19 protein-coding genes are annotated in these 18,033 nt (G+C 72.7%); 10 read left to right on the top strand and 9 right to left on the bottom strand.

The window, feature by feature from the left end:
* Positions 1–4: 4 nt before the first annotated feature.
* The 7 genes from pknB to TR42_RS08395 all read left to right on the top strand — a co-directional run bounded on the left by pknB (position 5) and on the right by TR42_RS08395 (position 7,405).
* The gene (gene pknB, locus TR42_RS08425) at positions 5–2,143 is read left to right on the top strand and encodes a Stk1 family PASTA domain-containing Ser/Thr kinase (protein WP_042214841.1); all 2,139 of its coding nucleotides are present in this window, start codon (positions 5–7) and stop codon (positions 2,141–2,143) included.
* Positions 2,144–2,209: 66 nt separating this feature from the next.
* A complete protein-coding gene (locus tag TR42_RS08420; protein WP_052405847.1) occupies positions 2,210–3,292 on the top strand; it encodes a polyprenyl synthetase family protein in 1,083 nt (360 codons plus the stop codon).
* Positions 3,289–4,182 carry a phytoene/squalene synthase family protein gene (locus TR42_RS08415; protein WP_042214840.1) on the top strand — a complete coding sequence of 298 codons (894 nt, stop codon included), beginning with the start codon at positions 3,289–3,291 and terminating at the stop codon, positions 4,180–4,182. The genes TR42_RS08420 and TR42_RS08415 overlap by 4 nt, the downstream gene beginning before the upstream one ends.
* Positions 4,179–5,795 (top strand): phytoene desaturase family protein, encoded by a 1,617-nt coding sequence (crtI, locus tag TR42_RS08410; RefSeq protein ID WP_042214838.1) that lies wholly within the window; start codon positions 4,179–4,181, stop codon positions 5,793–5,795. Before TR42_RS08415 ends, crtI begins: the two co-directional genes overlap by 4 nt.
* On the top strand, positions 5,792–6,154 hold the full coding sequence (locus TR42_RS08405; RefSeq protein WP_042214837.1) for a lycopene cyclase domain-containing protein: 363 nt from the start codon (positions 5,792–5,794) through the stop codon (positions 6,152–6,154). The genes crtI and TR42_RS08405 overlap by 4 nt, the downstream gene beginning before the upstream one ends.
* Positions 6,151–6,489: a lycopene cyclase domain-containing protein gene (locus tag TR42_RS08400; RefSeq protein WP_042214835.1), complete on the top strand. Its 339-nt coding sequence runs from the start codon at positions 6,151–6,153 to the stop codon at positions 6,487–6,489. Before TR42_RS08405 ends, TR42_RS08400 begins: the two co-directional genes overlap by 4 nt.
* The gene (locus TR42_RS08395; protein WP_042214834.1) at positions 6,482–7,405 is read left to right on the top strand and encodes a prenyltransferase; all 924 of its coding nucleotides are present in this window, start codon (positions 6,482–6,484) and stop codon (positions 7,403–7,405) included. The genes TR42_RS08400 and TR42_RS08395 overlap by 8 nt, the downstream gene beginning before the upstream one ends.
* A gap of 1 nt (position 7,406) precedes the next feature.
* On the opposite strand, the gene TR42_RS08390 is transcribed toward TR42_RS08395, so the two are convergent.
* Positions 7,407–7,862: a MarR family winged helix-turn-helix transcriptional regulator gene (locus tag TR42_RS08390; RefSeq protein WP_042214832.1), complete on the bottom strand. Its 456-nt coding sequence runs from the start codon at positions 7,860–7,862 to the stop codon at positions 7,407–7,409.
* Positions 7,863–7,934: 72 nt separating this feature from the next.
* Between TR42_RS08390 and TR42_RS08385 the strand changes: the two genes are divergently transcribed.
* Positions 7,935–9,218, top strand: a complete 1,284-nt coding sequence (locus tag TR42_RS08385; protein ID WP_042214831.1) for a multidrug effflux MFS transporter — start codon at positions 7,935–7,937, stop codon at positions 9,216–9,218.
* Here the strand turns inward: TR42_RS08385 and TR42_RS08380 are convergent.
* From TR42_RS08380 to TR42_RS08375, 3 genes are read right to left on the bottom strand one after another with little or no spacing between them, the layout of a single operon-like run.
* Positions 9,196–9,822 (bottom strand): aminodeoxychorismate/anthranilate synthase component II, encoded by a 627-nt coding sequence (locus TR42_RS08380; RefSeq protein WP_042214829.1) that lies wholly within the window; start codon positions 9,820–9,822, stop codon positions 9,196–9,198. The genes TR42_RS08385 and TR42_RS08380 overlap by 23 nt on opposite strands.
* On the bottom strand, positions 9,819–9,986 hold the full coding sequence (locus TR42_RS15095) for a hypothetical protein (RefSeq protein ID WP_162473313.1): 168 nt from the start codon (positions 9,984–9,986) through the stop codon (positions 9,819–9,821). Before TR42_RS15095 ends, TR42_RS08380 begins: the two co-directional genes overlap by 4 nt.
* Complete coding sequence (locus TR42_RS08375; RefSeq protein ID WP_042214827.1) at positions 9,983–10,798, bottom strand: class E sortase; 816 nt, start codon at positions 10,796–10,798, stop codon at positions 9,983–9,985. Before TR42_RS08375 ends, TR42_RS15095 begins: the two co-directional genes overlap by 4 nt.
* Positions 10,799–10,918: 120 nt before the next feature.
* Here TR42_RS08375 and TR42_RS08370 point away from each other — a divergent pair, with 120 nt between their 5' ends.
* Entirely contained in the window at positions 10,919–11,167 is a 249-nt protein-coding gene (locus tag TR42_RS08370) for a cell division protein CrgA (protein ID WP_052405845.1), read from the top strand.
* A 506-nt stretch (positions 11,168–11,673) separates the two neighbouring features.
* On the opposite strand, the gene TR42_RS08365 is transcribed toward TR42_RS08370, so the two are convergent.
* A complete protein-coding gene (locus tag TR42_RS08365; RefSeq protein ID WP_074789459.1) occupies positions 11,674–12,459 on the bottom strand; it encodes a rhomboid family intramembrane serine protease in 786 nt (261 codons plus the stop codon).
* Positions 12,460–12,465: 6 nt separating this feature from the next.
* Entirely contained in the window at positions 12,466–13,005 is a 540-nt protein-coding gene (locus TR42_RS08360; RefSeq protein WP_042214823.1) for a peptidylprolyl isomerase, read from the bottom strand.
* A gap of 127 nt (positions 13,006–13,132) precedes the next feature.
* On the opposite strand from TR42_RS08360, the gene TR42_RS08355 reads away from it, so the two are divergent.
* On the top strand, positions 13,133–14,029 hold the full coding sequence (locus TR42_RS08355; RefSeq protein WP_042214822.1) for a hypothetical protein: 897 nt from the start codon (positions 13,133–13,135) through the stop codon (positions 14,027–14,029).
* A gap of 69 nt (positions 14,030–14,098) precedes the next feature.
* On the opposite strand, the gene TR42_RS08350 is transcribed toward TR42_RS08355, so the two are convergent.
* The 3 genes from TR42_RS08350 to TR42_RS08340 are packed head-to-tail and all read right to left on the bottom strand — an operon-like array spanning position 14,099 to position 17,922.
* Complete coding sequence (locus tag TR42_RS08350; RefSeq protein WP_052405841.1) at positions 14,099–16,396, bottom strand: beta-L-arabinofuranosidase domain-containing protein; 2,298 nt, start codon at positions 16,394–16,396, stop codon at positions 14,099–14,101.
* 51 nt (positions 16,397–16,447) lie between these two features.
* Positions 16,448–17,164: a cache domain-containing protein gene (locus TR42_RS14305; RefSeq protein ID WP_052405839.1), complete on the bottom strand. Its 717-nt coding sequence runs from the start codon at positions 17,162–17,164 to the stop codon at positions 16,448–16,450.
* Positions 17,161–17,922 (bottom strand): FadR/GntR family transcriptional regulator, encoded by a 762-nt coding sequence (locus TR42_RS08340; RefSeq protein ID WP_042214820.1) that lies wholly within the window; start codon positions 17,920–17,922, stop codon positions 17,161–17,163. Before TR42_RS08340 ends, TR42_RS14305 begins: the two co-directional genes overlap by 4 nt.
* Positions 17,923–18,033 lie beyond the last annotated feature (111 nt).

Genomic DNA, 18,033 nt, shown 5'->3' with positions numbered 1-18,033 from the left:
TTTCATGAACCAAGAGCCGAAGATCCTCGCCGGACGGTACGAGGTCGGCGACCTCATCGGCCGCGGCGGCATGGCCGAGGTGCACGTCGGTTACGACACGCGCCTGGGCCGCACCGTCGCCATCAAGATCCTCCGCGCCGACCTCGCGCGGGACCCGTCCTTCCAGACCCGGTTCCGGCGCGAGGCGCAGGCCGCCGCGGGCCTCAACCACCCCAGCATCGTCGCCGTGTACGACACGGGCGAGGACAGCATCGTCAACGCGGACGGCAACCCGCAGGCGGTGCCGTTCATCGTGATGGAGTACGTCGAGGGGCACACCGTCCGCGAGATCCTCAAGGGGGACGTCGCGGCGCCCATCGACGAGGCAGTCGAGATCACCGCGGGCGTGCTCGCCGCGCTCGACTACTCGCACCACGCGGGACTGGTCCACCGCGACATCAAGCCGGCGAACATCATGCTCACCCCCACGGGCGCGGTGAAGGTGATGGACTTCGGCATCGCCCGCGCCCTCGCGGACTCGGGCCAGACGATGACCCAGACGCAGGCCGTCGTGGGCACCGCCCAGTACCTGTCCCCTGAGCAGGCGCGCGGCGAGAACGTCGACGCGCGCTCGGACCTCTACTCGACCGGCTGCGTGCTGTTCGAGCTCCTCACCGGCCGCCCGCCGTTCATCGGCGACTCCCCGGTCTCGGTCGCGTACCAGCACGTGCGCGAGGCGGCCCCGCGTCCCTCGGAGTTCGCCTCCGACGTGCCCGAGGAGCTCGACCGGGTGGTGCTGCGCGCGCTCACCAAGAACCGTGACGAGCGCTACGCGAGCGCCCAGGACTTCCTCGCCGACCTCCGCAGCGTGATGTCGGGCGAGCCGCTCGCCCCGTCGACGGGAGCGATCGCGCTCGGCTCGGCGGCGCTGGGCGCCGGCGCGGCCGGCGTCGCGGCGGCGGCCCTCGACGACGGCTCCGACGCCACCGAGGTCATGCCCGAGCAGACCACGGCCGGCGAGACCGCGGTGATGCCGGGCGCGAGCCCGTGGGCGACCGTGGACGAGCCCGGCCAGTTCGAGCCCGCCACAGGCGCGGTCGAGACGCTCGAGGACGAGGACGAGGACCCCGCCGCCGCGCGGCGCAAGAAGATCATCCAGTGGTCCGTGCTCGGCGCCGCGGCAGCGGCCGCGATCCTGCTCATCCTCGCGCTGTGGATGATGACCAGGGACGCCGCCCCGATCACCGAGCCGAGCCCGAGCGCCGAGACCAGCGTCGAGATCACCGATCTGGCGGACATGACGCGCGCCGAGGCTCAAGCCGAGCTCGACCGCCTGGGCCTCGTCGGCCAGTTCGAGACCGAGCCGTCCGAGGACGTCGAGACGGACCTGGTCACCCGCACCGACCCGGAGGCGGGCCGGAACGTCGAGGCCGGCGAGACGATCACCGTCTACCTCTCGAGCGGGCCCGACACGGTCTCCGTGCCCGATGTCCGCGGCGACTCCGAGGAGGACGCCATCGCGGCGCTCGAGGCGGCGGGGCTCAGAGTGATCGCGCGCGACACCGAGGACGACCCGGCCTTCGACGCGGGCCGCGCCACCAGCACCGAGCCGGCCGCCGGCGAGACCGTCGACCGGGACTCCGGCGTCACGCTGTACCTCTCCTCGGGCGAGGTCGAGCTCGAGGACCTCACCGGGCTGAGCCTGTCCGAGGCCCGCAAGAAGCTGGGCGAGCTCAACCTCGTCGCCGACGAGTCCTACGAGGAGACGTCCGACGAGGAGCCCGGCACCGTCCTGTCCCAGGACCCGGGCGCGGGACGCGTCGAGCGCGGCTCGACCGTGTCGCTCATCGTGGCCGAGGAGCCCTCGACCGTGGCGGTGCCGGCGATCGTCGGCAAGTCCGAGGCGGCGGCGCGCTCCGACATCCAGAACGCGGGCCTCACCGTCGGCGACGTCACGGTGGACACCACCCCGGACGCGGCCTTCGACGGCATCGTGAAGTCCTCGAACCCAAACCCCGAGACCGAGGTCGCCCCCGGCACCGTCGTGAGCTTCGTGGTCGGTTGCCCGGTCACCACCGTGACCATCCCGGATCCGGACTTCACGCCGGATCCCGCGGACCCGGACGCCGAGGTCCCCACCATCGACCAGCTGCAGTGCCGCTGATCGACCAGGCATGACACGACGCCCCGCGGGAATACCCTGCGGGGCGTCGCTGTCTATGCTGGCGTGATGACGCCGCTGAGGACCGTGGAGGGCGTCCGCGACTTCGTCGCGGACGGATGCGTCGCGGTCCAGACCGCCCTCGAGTCCCACGTCGCTCGCGCGCAGGGGGAGATCCCGCAGGCCGGCGCCGACTATCGCGACCTCTGGGGCGCGGTCGGAGCGCAGCAGCAGGGCGGGAAGAACCTCCGCCCGTCGCTCACGCTCGCCGCCTACGCGGGCCTGGGAGGGGACGATGCGGTCGCGGCCGTCCCCGTGGCCGCCGCGATGGAGATGCTCCATACCGCGATGCTGGTGCACGACGACCTGCTCGACGGCGACGAGGTGCGCCGCGGCCGCCTCAACGTGGCCGGCCGGAGGCGCCGGGCGCTCGAGGGCTCGGGGCTCGAGGAGGCGCGAGTGGAGTCGCATGTGCGGACCGCCGCGCTGCTGGGCGGCGACCTCGCGCTGTCCTCGGCCTACGACCTCATCGCGCGGGCCGACCTGCCCGCGCACCACCGCCTCGCGTGCATCGACCTCGTGACGCGCGCGGTGCGCGCGACCATCGCCGGCGAGCTGCTCGACATGTACGGCGACCTCATCGCTCCCGAGGAGGCGGACTCGGTGCTCGTGGCCGAGCTCAAGACGGCCACCTACTCGTGCGTGGTGCCGCTGCTCGCCGGCGCGCAGCTCGCGGGAGCCGACCCCACGATGATCTCGCACCTCGAGCGGCTGGGCGCGTCCCTCGGGCTGAGCTTCCAGCTGGTCGACGACGACCTCGGGGTCTTCGGCGACCCGGAGGTCACGGGCAAGTCGGTGCTGTCGGATCTGCGCGCGGGCAAGCGCACGGAGCTGCTGCGGCTCGGCTACGAGCGCGCCGACGCCGCGGGGCGCGCGGTGCTCGAGGAGTGCGTGGGCGACCCCGAGCTCGACGAGGAGCGCGCGGCGCGCGTGCGCGAGGTGCTCATGCAGTCGGGCGCCCGGAAGCGCGCCCTCGTGGTCGCGCGGCGGCACGCCCGCACCGCGCGCACCATCGCCGCCGAGCGCATCCCGGCGCCGCTGTCGGGGTACCTCATCGACCTGATCGACGGGCTCGAGGAGCGCACCTCATGAGCCGTCGCGACCGGCGCCGCCACCACGACTCGCAGGAGACCTCGCTCGCGCTCTACGACGACGCGGCCCGTGACGCCGCGGCGCGCGTGATCGCGCGGTACTCGACGTCCTTCGGCCTCGGCACCCGCCTGCTGCCGCGCGCGCAGCGGGCGCACATCCGCAACGTCTACGCGATGGTGCGCGTCGCCGACGAGCTGGTCGACACCTACCGCGGCCCCGATGCCGGCGCGCTGCTCGACGGCTTCGAGGCCGAGGTGCACGCCGCGATGGACCGCGGCTTCAGCGCGGACCTCGTCGCACACGCCTTCGCGCTCACCGCGCGCGAGGTGGGCATCACGCGCGAGCAGACCGAGCCGTTCTTCGCCTCGATGCGGATGGACCTGGTGGAGACGTCGCACGACGAGGACTCCCTCGCGCTCTACATCCTCGGCTCGGCCGAGGTGGTGGGGGAGATGTGCCTCGCCGTCTTCGTCAACACCGGGCGCGGCCCCCGGCCGCTCGATCCGGAGGTGCGGGACGGCGCGCGCCACCTCGGCGCGGCGTACCAGAAGATCAACTTCCTGCGCGATCTCGCGGTCGACGAGCACGAGCTGGGCCGAGCGTACTTCCCAGGCGTCTCCGCCGCGACCCTCGACGACGCCCGCCTCGCGGAGCTGGTGGACGAGTGCCGGGAGGACATGCGCACCGCCGCGTCCGTGCTCGACGCGCTGCCGCGCCGCGCGCGGGCCGCGGTGGGCACCACCATCGACATCTACGCGCGGCTGCTCGAGCAGATCGCGCAGACGCCGGCCCGCGAGCTGGTCGCGCGGCGCGTGCGCGTCGCCGACCCGGTGAAGGCGGCGCTGGCCGTCCGCAACCTCGCCGGCCGTCACGGAAGGGCGCTCGCATGACCGGACCCCGCATCGTCGTCATCGGAGGGGGAGTGTCCGGGCTCGCGACCGCCGGGCTGCTCGCGCGCGGAGGCGCCGAGGTGGTGCTCGTCGAGCGTCACCCCACGCTCGGCGGCCGTGCGGGCCGGGTCGAGGTCGCCGGCCACACGTTCGACGCGGGTCCGACCTGGTACCTCATGCCGGAGGCCTTCGCGCAGTACTTCGCGCTCATGGGCCGCGACGTCGACGAGGAGCTCGACCTGGTCGACCTCGATCCGCGGTACCGCGTGCTCTTCGAGGGCGAGGACCCGTGGTCCGCGGCCGACGCGCTCGACGTGTCCGCGGACGCCGAGGAGAACTGGCGCCGCTTCGACGCGCTCGCGCCCGGCGAGGGCGAGGCGATGCGCGCGTACGCCGAGGATGCCCGCGAGCTCTACCGCACGGCGTTGGACCGCTTCCTCTACACGACCTACGCGCGCCCGCACACGGTCGCCGACCGCTCGGTGCTGCGCAGGCTCCCGACCCTCGCGGGGCTGCTGACGCGGTCGCTGGGACGGCGCATCGCCTCGCGCGTGCGCGATCCCCGGCTGCGTCAGGTGCTCGGCTTCCACGCGGTGTTCCTCGGCTCGTCGCCCGACCGCGTGCCCGCGCTGTTCTCGCTGATGAGCCACCTCGACCTCAACGACGGCGTGCGCTACCCGCGCGGCGGCGTCCACACCGTGGTCGAGGCGATCGCGCGGATCGCGCGCGAGGAGGGCGCCGAGCTGCGCACGTCGGCGCCCGTGTCGCAGATCCTCGTGGACGATGCGGGCTTCGCGACAGGGGTGACGCTCGAGTCGGGCGAGGTGATCCGCGGCGACGCGGTGGTCGCGGCCGCCGACCTCCACCACGTCGAGACCGCGCTGGTGCCGGAGCGGTGGCGCACCCACCCCGAGAAGTCCTGGCGTCGTCGCTCTCCCGGCGTGAGCACCCTCCTGGTGCTCGCCGAGGTCGACGGCGAGGTCCCCGAGCTCGCGCACCACACGCTGCTGTTCACGCGCGACTGGGACGCCAACTTCGCGGCGCTGAGCGGCGGCACCCTCCCCCCGGTGCCCGCCTCCGTGTACGTGGCGCGGCCCGGTGCGACCGAGGCGGGTCTGTCCCCCGAGGGCAAGGACGCGCTCTTCGTGCTGGTGCCGTTCCCCGCCGACGCGTCGCTGGGCGCGGACGAGGCCTCGCGCGCCGAGCTCGTCGCCCTCGGGCGCCGCTACCTCGCGCAGGTGGGCGCCTGGGCGGACGTGCCCGACCTCGCCGAGCGCTCCACCGTGCTCCAGGTCATCACCCCGGCGGACTTCGCTCAGCGCTTCGGCGCGTGGGAGGGCGGCGCGCTCGGCCTCGAGCACACCCTCACGCAGACCGCGGTGCTGCGCCCCGGCAACGTCTCCTCGAAGGTCCCCAACCTCCTCTACGCGGGCGCGTCGACGGTCCCGGGCATCGGCGTGCCGCTGTGCCTCGTCTCGGCGGAGCTGGTCGCCAAGCGCATGCTGGGCGCCGTGGACGCCTCCCCGCTGCCCACGCCGGCCCCGCCGGGCTTCCTCGCGCGCTCGCGCGAGAAGGGCGTGCTCGGCAACCTCGCCCGGCGGGCGCAGGGATGAGCCACCTCGCGTACCTGAGCGCGCTGCTCGTGTCGCTCGCGGGTCTGGCGGTGCTGGACCATCGCTTCCGCCTCGCGGTCTTCGATCAGCCCCGGCGCGCGCTGCTCACGGTGGCGCTCGGAGTCGCGTTCTTCCTGGTGTGGGACCTGGTCGGGGTCGGGCTCGGGATCTTCTTCGTCGGCTCGGAGACGTGGCTCACGGGGATCCGCATCGCCCGCGAGGTGCCGCTCGAGGAGCCGCTGTTCCTCGTGCTGCTGACCTACCAGACGCTGCTGCTGTGGCGCGCGCTGTCCCGGCGCGACACGGCCCGCCGGCGCCCGGCCGCCTCCGCGCCCCACCCCGGAGGCGCGGCCGCATGACCTACGTGATCCTCTCCGTCGCGGTGCTCGCGCTCGTCGCCCTCGCGTGCCTGCCCTTGCTCCGCCGCCTGCCGCATCGTCCCCTGCTTCTCACCGGCGCCGCGATCGTCGCGCTCACCGCGGTCTTCGACCCGCTCATCGTCGGCGCGGGCATCGTCGGCTACGACGAGGAGCTGATCTCGGGCCTGCGATGGGCCGGCGCCCCCGTCGAGGACGTCGCCTACGCGCTGGCCGCGGTGATGCTGGTCCCGACGCTGTGGACCCTGCTCGGCCCGGCCCCGACCCCGGCCCCGACCCCGCCCACCGCACCCGACCGGGACACTCACCATGCTTGATTCCGCCGATCCGCATCGCACGGGACAGCCACCCGCCCTTCTGTGGTCCCTGCTCAAGGCCTCGCGCCCCGTCTCGTGGATCAACACCGCGTTCCCGTTCGCGGCGGGCTACCTGCTCGCGACGCACTCGTTCGACGCGGTGCTGGTGGTCGGCACGCTGTTCTTCCTCGTCCCGTACAACCTGCTGATGTACGGGATCAATGACGTCTTCGACCACGAGTCCGACCTCGCCAACCCGCGCAAGGGCGGCGTCGAGGGCGACGTGATCCGCGACCTCGACGAGGCCCGCCGCGTGCACCGGGCGATCCTGTGGGCCTGCGCGATCACGGTGATCCCGCCCGCGACCTGGCTGCTCGCCCAGGGCTCCGCCGCCGCGGCCGTCACGCTCCTGCTGGTCCTCGCCGGGGTGCTCGCGTACTCGGTGCCGGGCCTGCGCTTCAAGGAGCGGCCCTTCCTCGACTCGCTGACCTCGGCGCTGCACTTCTGCGGCCCGCTGCTCTATGCGCTCGTGCTCGCGGACACGCCGCTGCTCGCGCGCACCACGTGGCCCGTGTGGACGGCCTTCATCCTGTGGGGCATGGCGAGCCACGCCTTCGGCGCGGTGCAGGACGTCCGTGCGGACCGCGCCGGCGGCATCGGCTCGGTCGCGACGGTGATCGGGGCCCGCGCCACGGTGCGGCTGTCCCTGGCCCTCTACGCCGCATCGTCCCTGCTGCTGGCGCTGCTGCCGTGGCCCGCGACGCTCGCCGCGCTGCTGCCGCTCGCCTACGTCGCGTCCGTCGCGCGCTTCCTGCACGTCGACGACGAGACCTGCGAGGAGGCCAACCGCGGCTGGCGGACCTTCCTGTGGCTCAACCAGCCGGCGGGCTTCGCGGTGACGATGCTCGTCATCGGGGCCTGGAAGGGCTGGGGCTGACTCAGGAGCGGCGGCCGCCGCGCAGCCCCGCGTCGAGCCGGTCGAGCAGGTCGAGCGCAGCACCGGCGTCCTGATCCACGTCCGCGAGCGCGGAGCGCAGCCGCGCCGCCCAGAAGGCCCGCAGGCGCGCGATGCTCTGGTCCGCGAGGTCGGTCGCTTGGAGGCGCGTGTGGCGGTGATCGTCGGGATCCTCCGACCGCTGCACCAGACCCTTGTGCTCGAGGCCCCGCAGCGCCGCCGACAGGTTGGGGCGCTTGAGCCCGGTCGCCTCGGCCGCGGCGCTCGGCGAGGTGCCCGGATTGCGGTGGATCCAGCGCAGCACGGCCGTCTCGGTTCCGGTGAGCGGCACCACGTCGACGCCGCCCGCGGAGTGCGGGTCGAGCTCGCGCGCGAGGCGCAGGATGCGCTCGGCGAGCTCGGCGAGCTGCTGATCCGCGGTCGCGTCGTCCTGGGTCATGCGACAGAGGCTACCGCCGCGTCGGGAATTCAGTTATGATTTCATAATCGCCCCTGCCGAGAGGATCCCACCATGCCCGCTGCCCCGAGCGCGCCCCCGACCACGTCCCGGACGCACGACGCCACGTCCGCCTCGTCCACCCCGTCCGTCGGCACCGGGATCACCGCCGCGCTGCTCGCGGTGCTCGGCCTCCTCTCGGCGATCGCACCCCTCGCGACGGATCTCTACCTCCCCGCCTTCCCGCAGATGGCCACCGACCTCGGCGTCGGCGCGACCACCGTCCAGCTGAGCCTCACCGCCTTCCTCCTCGGCGTCACCGCCGGCCAGCTGGTGTTCGGCCCACTGTCCGACCGCTTCGGCCGCGTGCCCCCGCTCATCGCGGGCGCGGTGCTCATGGTGGTCGCGGGCATCGCGACGGTGCTCGCCCCGACCGCGGGCGTGCTCATCGGTGCGCGCCTGCTCCAGGGCCTCGGCGGCGCCGCCGGGATGGTGATCGGACGCGCGATCATCTCCGACCGCGCCACGGGCAAGGCCGCGGCGAGCGCGTTCTCCCTCATGATGATCGTCGGCGGCGTGGCCCCGGTGGTCGCGCCCGTGCTCGGCGGCGTGCTCGTCGACCGCATCGGCTGGCGCGGGCTCCTCGCCGTGGTGGCCGCGCTCTCCGTCGCGATGCTGGTCGCGGTCGTCGCGGTGGTCCGCGAGTCCTACCCCGCCGAGCGCCGGGTCGCCGACCGCGCCGAGCGCGTCGCCTCCGGATCGGCGCTCTCCGCGCTGCGCTCGCGCGCCTTCCTCGGCTACGCCGCCGCGTTCTCCTTCGCCTTCGGCGTAATGATGGCCTACATCTCCGCCTCGCCCTTCCTCTACCAGGGCATGATGGGGCTCGACGAGGCCGCCTACGGACTCGCCTTCGGCGTCAACGCGCTGGGCCTCATGGTGGTGAGCGGTGTCTCCGCGAAGCTCGCGGCGACCCACGACGTGCGACGCCTGCTCACCGCCGGCATCGTCGCCGTCGTCGGGGCCTCGGTCCTGTTCGCCGCCATGGTCGCGCTGGCCGTCCCGGCCGGCTGGCTCGCGCTCCCGCTCTTCATCGCGGTGTCGAGCATGGGCCTCGTGTTCGGCAACGCGACGGCGCTGGCGCTCGGCGCCGTCCCGCTCGCCGCGGGCGTCGCCTCGGCCGTGCTCGGCGCGCTCCAGTTCGGGCTCGCCGCGCTCGTCTCGCCGCTGGTGAGCCTGGGCGGCGGCACGTCCGCCGTGCCGCTCGCGCTCGTCATGCTCGCATGCGCGGCCGTCGCGGCGGGCGCGCTGGCGCTGACCGGCCGCCCGGCCCGGACCGCTACCGCCGCACGAGCGGGCTGAGGCCCGCCGATCGCCCCTCGGCGTCGGGCATGCCGCAGACCTCGAGCCAGTTGGCGAGCAGGCGGTGGCCGCCCTCCGTCAGCACCGACTCGGGGTGGAACTGGACGCCGTGCAGCGGCAGCTCCTTGTGCTTGAGGCCCATGATGATGCCGTTCGCCGTCGACGCCGTGACCTCGAGCTCGTCCGGGACCGTCGGGTTCTCGACCGCCAGCGAGTGGTAGCGCGTCGCGGTGAACGGCGACGCGAGCCCGGCGAGGACCGAGGCGCCGTCGTGGGTCACCGCGGACGTCTTGCCGTGCATGAGCTCCGGGGCGTGCGAGACCACGCCGCCGTAGACCTCGGCCAGCGCCTGATGCCCGAGGCAGATGCCGAGCATCGGGACACCCGCCTCGGCGCACTGCCGGATGACGTCCATGGAGGCGCCGGCCTCCGCGGGCGTTCCGGGGCCGGGGGAGATGAGGACGCCGTCGTAGTCGCCGACCGCGCCGGCGTCCGCCACCGCATCGTTCCTCACGACCACGGTCTCCGCGCCCATCTGACGCAGGTATCCGACGATCGTGTAGACGAACGAGTCGTAGTTGTCGACCACCAGGATGCGCGTCACGGGACAGCCTCCACGCTTGCCTCCTCGATGTCGAAGGTCACCGAGAACCACGGGTAGACCCACTGGAACAGCGCGCCGACGACCGCCGCGATGATGAGCAGCACGAACAGCACCCGCAGCCACGCGGGGCCGGGCAGGATGCGCCAGACGGCGGGGAAGATCATGGCTGGGGGATCTCCTCGAGGATCTCGGGCGGGACGCCGTTGCCGGTGGGAGCCCAGTACTCGAGCTCGCCGTGGACGATGTACCGCTCGGCGGCGGAGAACATCGGGTGGCAGGTCGTCAGCGTGATGTAGTGACCGTCGGCCTCGCCGCCGATGACGTAAGGGTTGGGCGCGATGACCTCGACGTGCTCAGGGGTGACGATGAGGTGGTCCGTCATGCGGTAGACGTACCAGGCGTCCTCGGTCTGCACCACGAGCGCGTCGCCGGCCTGGAGCTCCGCGATCCGGTTGAACGGCTTGCCGTAGGTGGTGCGGTGCGCGCTGATGGCGAAGTTGCCGTACGCGCCGGGCATCCCGGTGCCGGGGTAGTGGCCGATGCCGAGGACGTCGAGCACGTCCAGGCGCGTCACGCCCTGCGAGATGGGCTTGACGTAGTCCGTGCCCCAGCGCGGGACGTAGAACGTCGCGAAGGTCTCGGTGAATGCCGGCTCGTCCATCACGGGAGCCGTGTCCGGCGACAGGTGGAGCTCGTCCGGAAGGATCTGCGGGCCCGTGTCGGGCTCGGCCTCGTCCGCGGTGATGGCACCCGTGTAGGCCCAGTCGAGCTCGTCGACCACCTCGGCCTGCTCGCGGTCCGCGACCACGTCCGTGTAGAACAGCTGCCACACGACGTAGAGGCCGACGACGGCTCCGGCGATGATGCACAGCTCGCCGATGAGCGAGACGAGGCGCGTGCCGACGCCCGGGCCGCGGGTGGCGCGTGCCGGCTCCGAGGCCTCGGGCTGGGCGGGGGCTTCCAGCGAGGACGACATGATGCACCAGCCTACGGGAGGGGGCATCGTCCGGGAATCCCGTTCCGTGCGACACGCTCGGTACCCTGGTGGGGTCCCCCGCGCGGGTGCGCGGGCATGGCTGAGCGACGGAGTACTGCAGTGGCGAGATCGAAGAAGAGCGACGCGAAGGTCTACAAGGCCCCCCGCAACCTGGGCAAGCCCCAGTCCGACAACCCCAAGTGGCTGCTGCCGACCGCCCTGACGCTGCTCGTCGCGGGTCCGGTGTGGATCGTCGTCTACTACGTCACCAAGGCCAACTGGCCCATCCCGGGCATCGGCGACATGAACCTCATCGTGGGCTTCGTGCTCATGGCCGTGGGCATGGGGCTCCTCACCCGCTGGAAGTAGGAATCACACCCCTGTAGTTCTCCCCAGATTCCTCCACAGCGGTGGACAAAAACACATCCGTGTAGTTATCCCAGGGTGTGCACAACGATGGGGATAACTACACGGATGTCATTCACATCTGTGGATGAGTGTGGGGATTACGGCATTCGCCCACGTACTTGTCCACAGGCTCCGCTTGTGGATGAACCGGGGCGGATCCGGGGATAACCCCGGTCCGGCATGTGGACAGCCGTTCCGCAGGCCCGCGGCGGCAGTCCGGGGCGTGCCGCCTCTCCATGCGGAATGGGGCGCTGACGGTCGCCTCGCCGCCTGCGCCGCCTCCCATGGGGCGATGGGGGTCGCCGCGCGAGCCGACCGTGTGCGCCCCATGGCGTGCACGTGGGCGCGGGAAGCGACCGTAGATGCCCCATCACGAGATGGGCGCGCCAGCGCAGCACGAAGGCCCCGCCGCTGGAGCGACGGGGCCTCGGTGAAAGGGCGCGGGCGGGCCGCGAAGGGCGGAGCCGCTACTGCCGGACGGCCGGCTTGCGGTCCACCCAGTGGAGCATCGCGAGCATCGTCGCCGCGCCGGCGACCGCGCCTCCCAGGTGGCCCTCCCACGAGACGCCCGGGATGACGAAGCCCAGCACCAGCCACAGGCCCGCGGTGGTGATGAGCGAGCGGTAGTCGAGCCGCAGCTTCTTCAGGACGACCGCGTAGCCCGCGATGAGCCCGAAGATCGCCCCCGACGCACCGCCGTGGATGCCGCCCGACGCCAGCAGCATGACCGAAGCCGAGCCGCCCAGCAGCGCCGCCAGGTAGAGCAGCCCGTAGCGCAGGCGGCCCATGATCGGCTCCAGCTGGGTGCCGAACTGCCACAGCACGAACATGTTCATGCCCAGGTGCCACAGCCCGAAGTGCAGGAAGCCGGACGTGATCCAGCGGTACCACTCGTCTCCGCCGCCGGCGATGAACTCCTGGTAGACCCCGGGATTGGGGATCAGGGCCCAGTCGACGCGCCAGTGACCCGTGCCGAGCACGTAGGTGCCGTAGAGGAACGCGAGCACGTTGGCGGCGATGAGCGCGTACGTCACATAGGGCGTCCCGTGCGCGCTCGTGAAGCCCAGACGGTTGACCAGCGGTCGCCGCTGGGCTGCCGCCTCGCGCACGCAGTCGACGCACTGGATGCCCACCGACGCCGGGCGCTGGCACTCGGGACAGGTGGGGCGTCCGCAGCGCTGGCAGCGGACGTAGGACACCCGATCCGGGTGCCGCGGGCACGTGGGCGCCGCGGCACCCGGATCGTGAGCCATCGAGTCTTACTCGGCGATGGTGACGGACGTGATCATCACGTCCTCGAGCGGACGGTCGCGGCCGTCGGTCGGGACGGCGCAGATCTTGTCCACAACGGCCTTGGACTCCTCGTCCGCGACCTTGCCGAAGATGGTGTGCTTGCCGTTGAGCCAGCTCGGCTTGTCCACGGTGATGAAGAACTGCGAGCCGTTGGTGCCGCCCGGGCGGCCGGTGATGGGGTTGAGGCGCTGGCCGGCGTTCGCCATGGCGAGCAGGTAGGGCTCGTCGAAGCGGAGCTCCGGGTGGATCTCGTCGTCGAAGTTGTAGCCGGGTCCGCCGGTGCCGGTGCCGAGCGGGCAGCCGCCCTGGACCATGAAGCCGTCGATGACGCGGTGGAACACCAGTCCGTCGTAGAAGGGCTCGGTCGACTTCTCTCCGGTCTGGGGGTTCTTCCACTCCTTCTCGCCGGTGGCGAGGCCCACGAAGTTCTTCACGGTCACGGGCGCGTGGTTGGGGAACAGCTCGATGCGGATGTCCCCGGCGGTGGTCTGAAGGGTTGCGATCATGCCCGCCATTGTTCCATGGCCCTCGCATGTGCGCGCCGCAAGTGGCACGATGGACGGAAGGGTTGAGGACGCGTGGCTGTTGTCCGATGAGAAGGATGAAACAGGCACGGACCAGGAGGAGCGCAGGATGAGCAAGGTGACTTTCCAGAGCTTTGACGCCGACAAGGCGCGCGACCAGGCGGCCGATGCGGCCAAGGCGGCGCGGGAGGCGGCACGAGAGGCGTCGGTCGCCGCGCGCAAGGCTGCTGCCCGGGCGAAGGAGTGGGCCGGCCCGCAGGTCGAGCACGCGAAGGACTGGGCCTCGCCCAAGGTCCAGGACGCGTACCACTCGGGTGCGAAGAAGGCCTCGCCCTACGTCCACAAGGCCGGCGTCAAGGCGTCGGAGTGGACGGACGTCGCGCACGCCGCGATCGTCGGCGCGGCCATCCCGGCCGTACTGGCCGCGGTGGACGATGCGGCGTACACGGACGCGGACGAGCCGAAGGGCCGCTCGTGGGGCAAGGTGCTCATCCCGATCATGCTGGCGGGAGCCGCCGCCGCGGCCGTCGTCGTGTGGGCCCGCCGCGACCAGGGTCGCGACGCCTGGGCCGGCGAGGACGAGGAGTGGGAGTTCGCCGCCGAGGGCGACCTCAAGGACCAGGTCCGCCGCAACGTGAACAAGGCCGTCGACGCCGCCGCGGACGCCGCGAAGAAGGCCGCGGACGCCGCGACCGCCGCCGCCAACGCCGCCGCCGAGGTCATCACCGACAAGGCCGGGCCCACGTACGAGAAGGTCAAGGAGGCCGCGGTGCCGGCCGCCGAGCACGTCAAGGACACCGCGGTGACCGAGGCGAAGAAGGTCGCGGACGTCGCCGGTCCGGCCTTCACCAAGGTCAAGGACACCGCGGTGTCCGAGGCCAAGAAGGTGAAGGAGGCGGCCGACGAGGCCCGCGCCCGCGCGACCGAGGAGGTCGTCTCGACCATCGACGACGCCGGCGATGTCTGGGAGGACGCCGCCGAGGAGCTCAAGAGCGACGAGAAGTAACCCGTCGCACGACGAGGGGCCCGGCCGTTCGGCCGGGCCCCTCGTCGTCTGCGGCCGTGGCCGCGCGCGTCAGGAGGCGGGCGTCATGAGCGCGACCGCGACGACGCCCGCGGTGGCCCCGCCCGAACCGGCCTCGAAGCGCACCTCGACGCCCTCGGCCGGGACGTCGACCGCGTAGAGGGCCTCGACGATGTCGCCGTAGAGCGGGATGTTGCGCTGCTCGGTCGCGACCGGCGTCGCGACCTCGCCCGCGAGGCGCACGACCGCTCCTTCCGTGCCGTCGGGCCGGTCGACGAGGGTCCGGATCCGGACCACGTGCGCGCCGGGGGTGCGCGGCTTGAGGACGTACGAGAACCAGCCCTCGGCCATGCGCCAGCGCGCCGCGTAGATCCACTCGATCCGCGAGGCCTCCGAGACGTACCCGTGGTCCATCTCCGACTGCTGCTCGCCCGGCGCGACCAGGTCGACGACGTCCGCGTCCTCCTGCTCGTCGAGGTCGAGGCGGCGCAGCATCTCGCGCGGCTCCTCGGCCGACTCGCCCACCGGGAAGTACACGGTGCAGCGCTCGTCGTGGATGCCGGCGTAGGGCTCGAGCGCGAGCGTCACCTCGACCGGCTCGTCGCCGTCGAGGCGCCACGCGGTGAGCGTCGCCGTCGCGCCCTGAGCCGCGAGCTCGAGGACCCCGTCAGGTCCGTTCGCGAGCACCGCGGGGGTCTCGATCATGCGGCGCTTGGGCCCGAGCGCGAGGTGGGGTGCGCCGTCGCCGGTCGCGATCATCCCCTCGAGGTCGTCGGCGCCGTCACGATGCGCGAGCACGAAGGGCCCGTAGCGGAACGACGCCCACGGCGAGCCGTCGGGCAGCCGCTCGATGGTGAGACGCGGGCGCAGCTCGAGCACGAGGCGCGTGGTGCCCTCCCACACCCGATCGAGCGCGACCTCGCCGACGCCGGGGGCGACGTCCTCGGTCTCGCCGTCCACGGCGAGCACCGCGCCATCGGTCCAGTCGGGGATGCGGACGCGCACCGGACGACGGTGCGGCGCCTCGGCGGCGACGTCGATCTCGACGCGCCACTCGCGCGTGAGATCGGCGCGGACCTCGACGCGCAGGCCGTCCCAGTCGAGCACCGCGGGCTCGAACATCTCGACGCGCGGGCTGTCGCCGTCGCGGGAGAAGAGGAAGCGGTCGTAGCGGCAGTGGCCCTCGAGGCCGCTGCCCACGCAGCACCACATCGACTCGCCGTGGCTCGAGTAGACGCGGTAGTGCGCGGGGCGCATCGGGGAGAAGTAGACGAAGCCGCCGTGCTCGGGGTGCTGCGCGGTGAGGGCGTGGTTGAGGATCGCGCGCTCCGCGTACTCGACCAGGTCGAGCCGGCTCGAGTCCTGACGGAACAGGTCGGTCAGCGCGAGCATCCCGAACGTGTTGCACGACTCGGGGCCCATGGGGTCGAGGATCATCGGACGGAAGTCGTCGAGCGCGTGGAAGTGCTCGCGCACGCCGTGCCCGCCGATCGACACGGTGCGGTCGCCCACCACCTCGTCCCAGAAGACGTGCGCGGCGTCGACGAGGTCCGGGGCGCCCGAGCGCGCGTACCCGACCACCTTGGGCACCTGGGTGTTCGCGTGGAGCCCGTTGAGCCGGTCCTCGCCCGCGATGAGGGGGTCGAGGAGCAGGCGGTGCGACCAGCGGCGCGCCTCGGCGACGAGGTCCTCGCGCCCCGTGATGGTCGCGAGCCGGAAGAAGGCGTCGTTCATGCCGCCGAACTCGGCGGTGAGGATCTGCTCGATCTGCGCGTCCGAGAGCTGCGCGCTGATGCCCATCCACCAGTCCGCCCACGCGATCGCCATGGTGAGCGCATCGTCCTGGCAGGCGGCGTCGTAGGCGTCGATGAGCCCGTTGAACACCTTGTGGAGGTTGTACATCGGCACCCAGCGGCCGTTGAGCGCGAAGGGCTCCGCATCGATGCGACCCTCGCGGAGCTCCTCCCCGAGCGCGACGCCGCGGGGCGTGCCGCCGAGGTAGCCGGTGCCGACGGCGTCCTGGCACTCCTGGAGGCCGTCGAGCATCGCGCGCAGGCGCTCGAGGATGTCCTCGCGGCCCGTCGCGGCGTAGAGGTGCGAGAGCGCGGACAGGTAGTGCCCGCCGATATGCCCGTCGAGGCCTCGCGACTCCCAGTCGCCGTAGGACTCGGCGACGGCGGGCAGGCCCGCCTCGCGGCGGTAGGGGGCGAGGAACCGCTGCGGGTCGTGGGCGAGAGCGGTCGCGATCGACCGGTCGAGCGCTGCGAGGAGCGGGCCGCCGGTGAGGGCGACGGAACCGCGCGGGAAGGACCGTGCAGGCGTGCTGTTACAACGTTGGAAAGCTGCCATGGATCAATCGTAACGGCGCGTGCGCGAGCACGATGCGGGACGTGGGTCGCGTCACGCGCTGCGCGCGACGGCGAGCGTCCCGCCGCAGCCGGGGACGGGATGCCACTCGCCGGTCGAGCCCAGCCGGCGCGCCGGCGTGCCCGGCTCGACGGCCGCATCCGTGGCGGCGATCACGCGTCCCGCGGCGGTCCCGAGCACGGCGGGCACAGGCGCACGCCCCAGCACGCCGTCGGTGAGGCGCTCGAGGCGCGCGACCGAGAGATCGGCGCCGACCACGCCGGCGAGCCGACCGTCCACCGTCACCGGCGCGGTGAGCGTGAGCGTGAGCTCGTCGGTGCAGAGGTAGTCGATGTACGGACCCGTCAGGTAGAGCCCGCCGGACTCCACCGCTCCCCGCCACCACTCGAGGCGCGTGTAGTCGTGGAACGAGGCGTCGAGCGGGTTCTCCACGGAAGCGAGGCGGCGCAGCGACCCCTCGCGCCCGCCGAGGCCCACACCGTTGGCCGCGCTGAGCCACCACGCGAGGTGCCACGGGGCGTCCTCGAGGTAGCCCGGGGCCGCGACGAAGCCGGCGCCGAGCATCGGCCGCGCATCATCGAGCGCGGGTGCGACCAGCCACTCGACCGCCTCGTCGACCGCGCCGCCGCTCGGGCTCTCGGTTCCCAGGGAGCGCTCGAGCCGCGTGCGCCAGTCGAGGACCTCGGCGAAGACGGGCGCGAGGGCCGCGCCGAGCACGTCGGCGATCTCGACGATGGCGGTGACGATCATCGCTCGATGCCCTCGCGGATCGCGAGCAGGCGGTCGAGCAGCCAGCCCACCTGCTCCGTGACGATGCCGCGGGCCTCCTCGGGGCTCTCGTTCCCGATCGCCTCGACCAGGCGTCGGTGACGCGCCGCGTTGCCGGTCACCACTCCGTGCTCCTGCAGGGCGATCCACAGCAGCGGGCCGAACTCGGACTGCAGCCGGACCTGCTCCGCGACGAGCCGCGCGGAGCGTGACAGCGCGGCGACCTCGATGCGGATGCCGTTCTCCGCGCGCCGCGCGGCCGCGCCGCTCGAGACCGCGCCGTCCTCGACCAGCGTGCCCAGCGAGCGGACCTCATCGGCGGTGGCGAAGAGCGCCGCGCGCTCCGCCGCCGCCCCCGCGATCACGCCGTACACCAGGCCCATGTCGCGCAGCTCGACGCGCGAGAGCATCGCGAGCCGCGAGATGAGCACGGCACGTGCATCGTCCCCGCTGCCGCACACGAAGCTGCCGCCCGCACGTCCGCGGCGCGTCTCGATGAGGCCCGCGGCGCGCAGCGACTCGAGCGCCTCGCGCGCGGTCACGGTCGCGACGCCGAACTGCCTGCCCAGGTCCTGCTCCGTGGGGAGGCGCTCCCCCTGCTCGAGGAGCCCCAGGTGGATCGCGTCGGCGAGGCGCTGGGCGACGGCCTCCGCGCGCCCGAGCGGCGCGAGCGGCGCGAAGATCGCGGCGTGCGTGGCGGAGCGGGCGGCATGCGCGCCCGTGCCCCAGGTGAGTCCCATCCCGCCATTGTGACGGTGGGCCGCGCCACCGGAAAGGTCTGGATCCAGAGATTTAATGGAACCGTTACACGAGGGGTCTTGTGAAAGACATCTGGAACCAGATGAATAGTC

It is taken from the genome of Demequina mangrovi (assembly GCF_000759715.1).
GTDB classification, from domain to species: Bacteria; Actinomycetota; Actinomycetes; order Actinomycetales; family Demequinaceae; genus Demequina; species Demequina mangrovi.
Note: the sequence above shows the minus strand (reverse complement) of the source record. Positions and strands in the feature narration are given on the sequence as shown.

Excerpts from the sequence above, each read along its gene's own strand:
- pknB (WP_042214841.1), top strand. The coding sequence starts at position 5 with ATGAACCAAGAGCCGAAGATCCTCGCCGGACGGTACGAGGTCGGCGAC.
- TR42_RS08420 (WP_052405847.1), top strand. The coding sequence starts at position 2,210 with ATGACGCCGCTGAGGACCGTGGAGGGCGTCCGCGACTTCGTCGCGGAC.
- TR42_RS08415 (WP_042214840.1), top strand. The coding sequence starts at position 3,289 with ATGAGCCGTCGCGACCGGCGCCGCCACCACGACTCGCAGGAGACCTCG.
- crtI (WP_042214838.1), top strand. The coding sequence starts at position 4,179 with ATGACCGGACCCCGCATCGTCGTCATCGGAGGGGGAGTGTCCGGGCTC.
- TR42_RS08405 (WP_042214837.1), top strand. The coding sequence starts at position 5,792 with ATGAGCCACCTCGCGTACCTGAGCGCGCTGCTCGTGTCGCTCGCGGGT.
- TR42_RS08400 (WP_042214835.1), top strand. The coding sequence starts at position 6,151 with ATGACCTACGTGATCCTCTCCGTCGCGGTGCTCGCGCTCGTCGCCCTC.
- TR42_RS08395 (WP_042214834.1), top strand. The coding sequence starts at position 6,482 with ATGCTTGATTCCGCCGATCCGCATCGCACGGGACAGCCACCCGCCCTT.
- TR42_RS08390 (WP_042214832.1), bottom strand. The coding sequence starts at position 7,862 with ATGACCCAGGACGACGCGACCGCGGATCAGCAGCTCGCCGAGCTCGCC.
- TR42_RS08385 (WP_042214831.1), top strand. The coding sequence starts at position 7,935 with ATGCCCGCTGCCCCGAGCGCGCCCCCGACCACGTCCCGGACGCACGAC.
- TR42_RS15095 (WP_162473313.1), bottom strand. The coding sequence starts at position 9,986 with ATGATCTTCCCCGCCGTCTGGCGCATCCTGCCCGGCCCCGCGTGGCTG.
- TR42_RS08375 (WP_042214827.1), bottom strand. The coding sequence starts at position 10,798 with ATGTCGTCCTCGCTGGAAGCCCCCGCCCAGCCCGAGGCCTCGGAGCCG.
- TR42_RS08365 (WP_074789459.1), bottom strand. The coding sequence starts at position 12,459 with ATGGCTCACGATCCGGGTGCCGCGGCGCCCACGTGCCCGCGGCACCCG.
- TR42_RS08360 (WP_042214823.1), bottom strand. The coding sequence starts at position 13,005 with ATGATCGCAACCCTTCAGACCACCGCCGGGGACATCCGCATCGAGCTG.
- TR42_RS08355 (WP_042214822.1), top strand. The coding sequence starts at position 13,133 with ATGAGCAAGGTGACTTTCCAGAGCTTTGACGCCGACAAGGCGCGCGAC.
- TR42_RS08350 (WP_052405841.1), bottom strand. The coding sequence starts at position 16,396 with ATGGCAGCTTTCCAACGTTGTAACAGCACGCCTGCACGGTCCTTCCCG.
- TR42_RS14305 (WP_052405839.1), bottom strand. The coding sequence starts at position 17,164 with ATGATCGTCACCGCCATCGTCGAGATCGCCGACGTGCTCGGCGCGGCC.
- TR42_RS08340 (WP_042214820.1), bottom strand. The coding sequence starts at position 17,922 with ATGGGACTCACCTGGGGCACGGGCGCGCATGCCGCCCGCTCCGCCACG.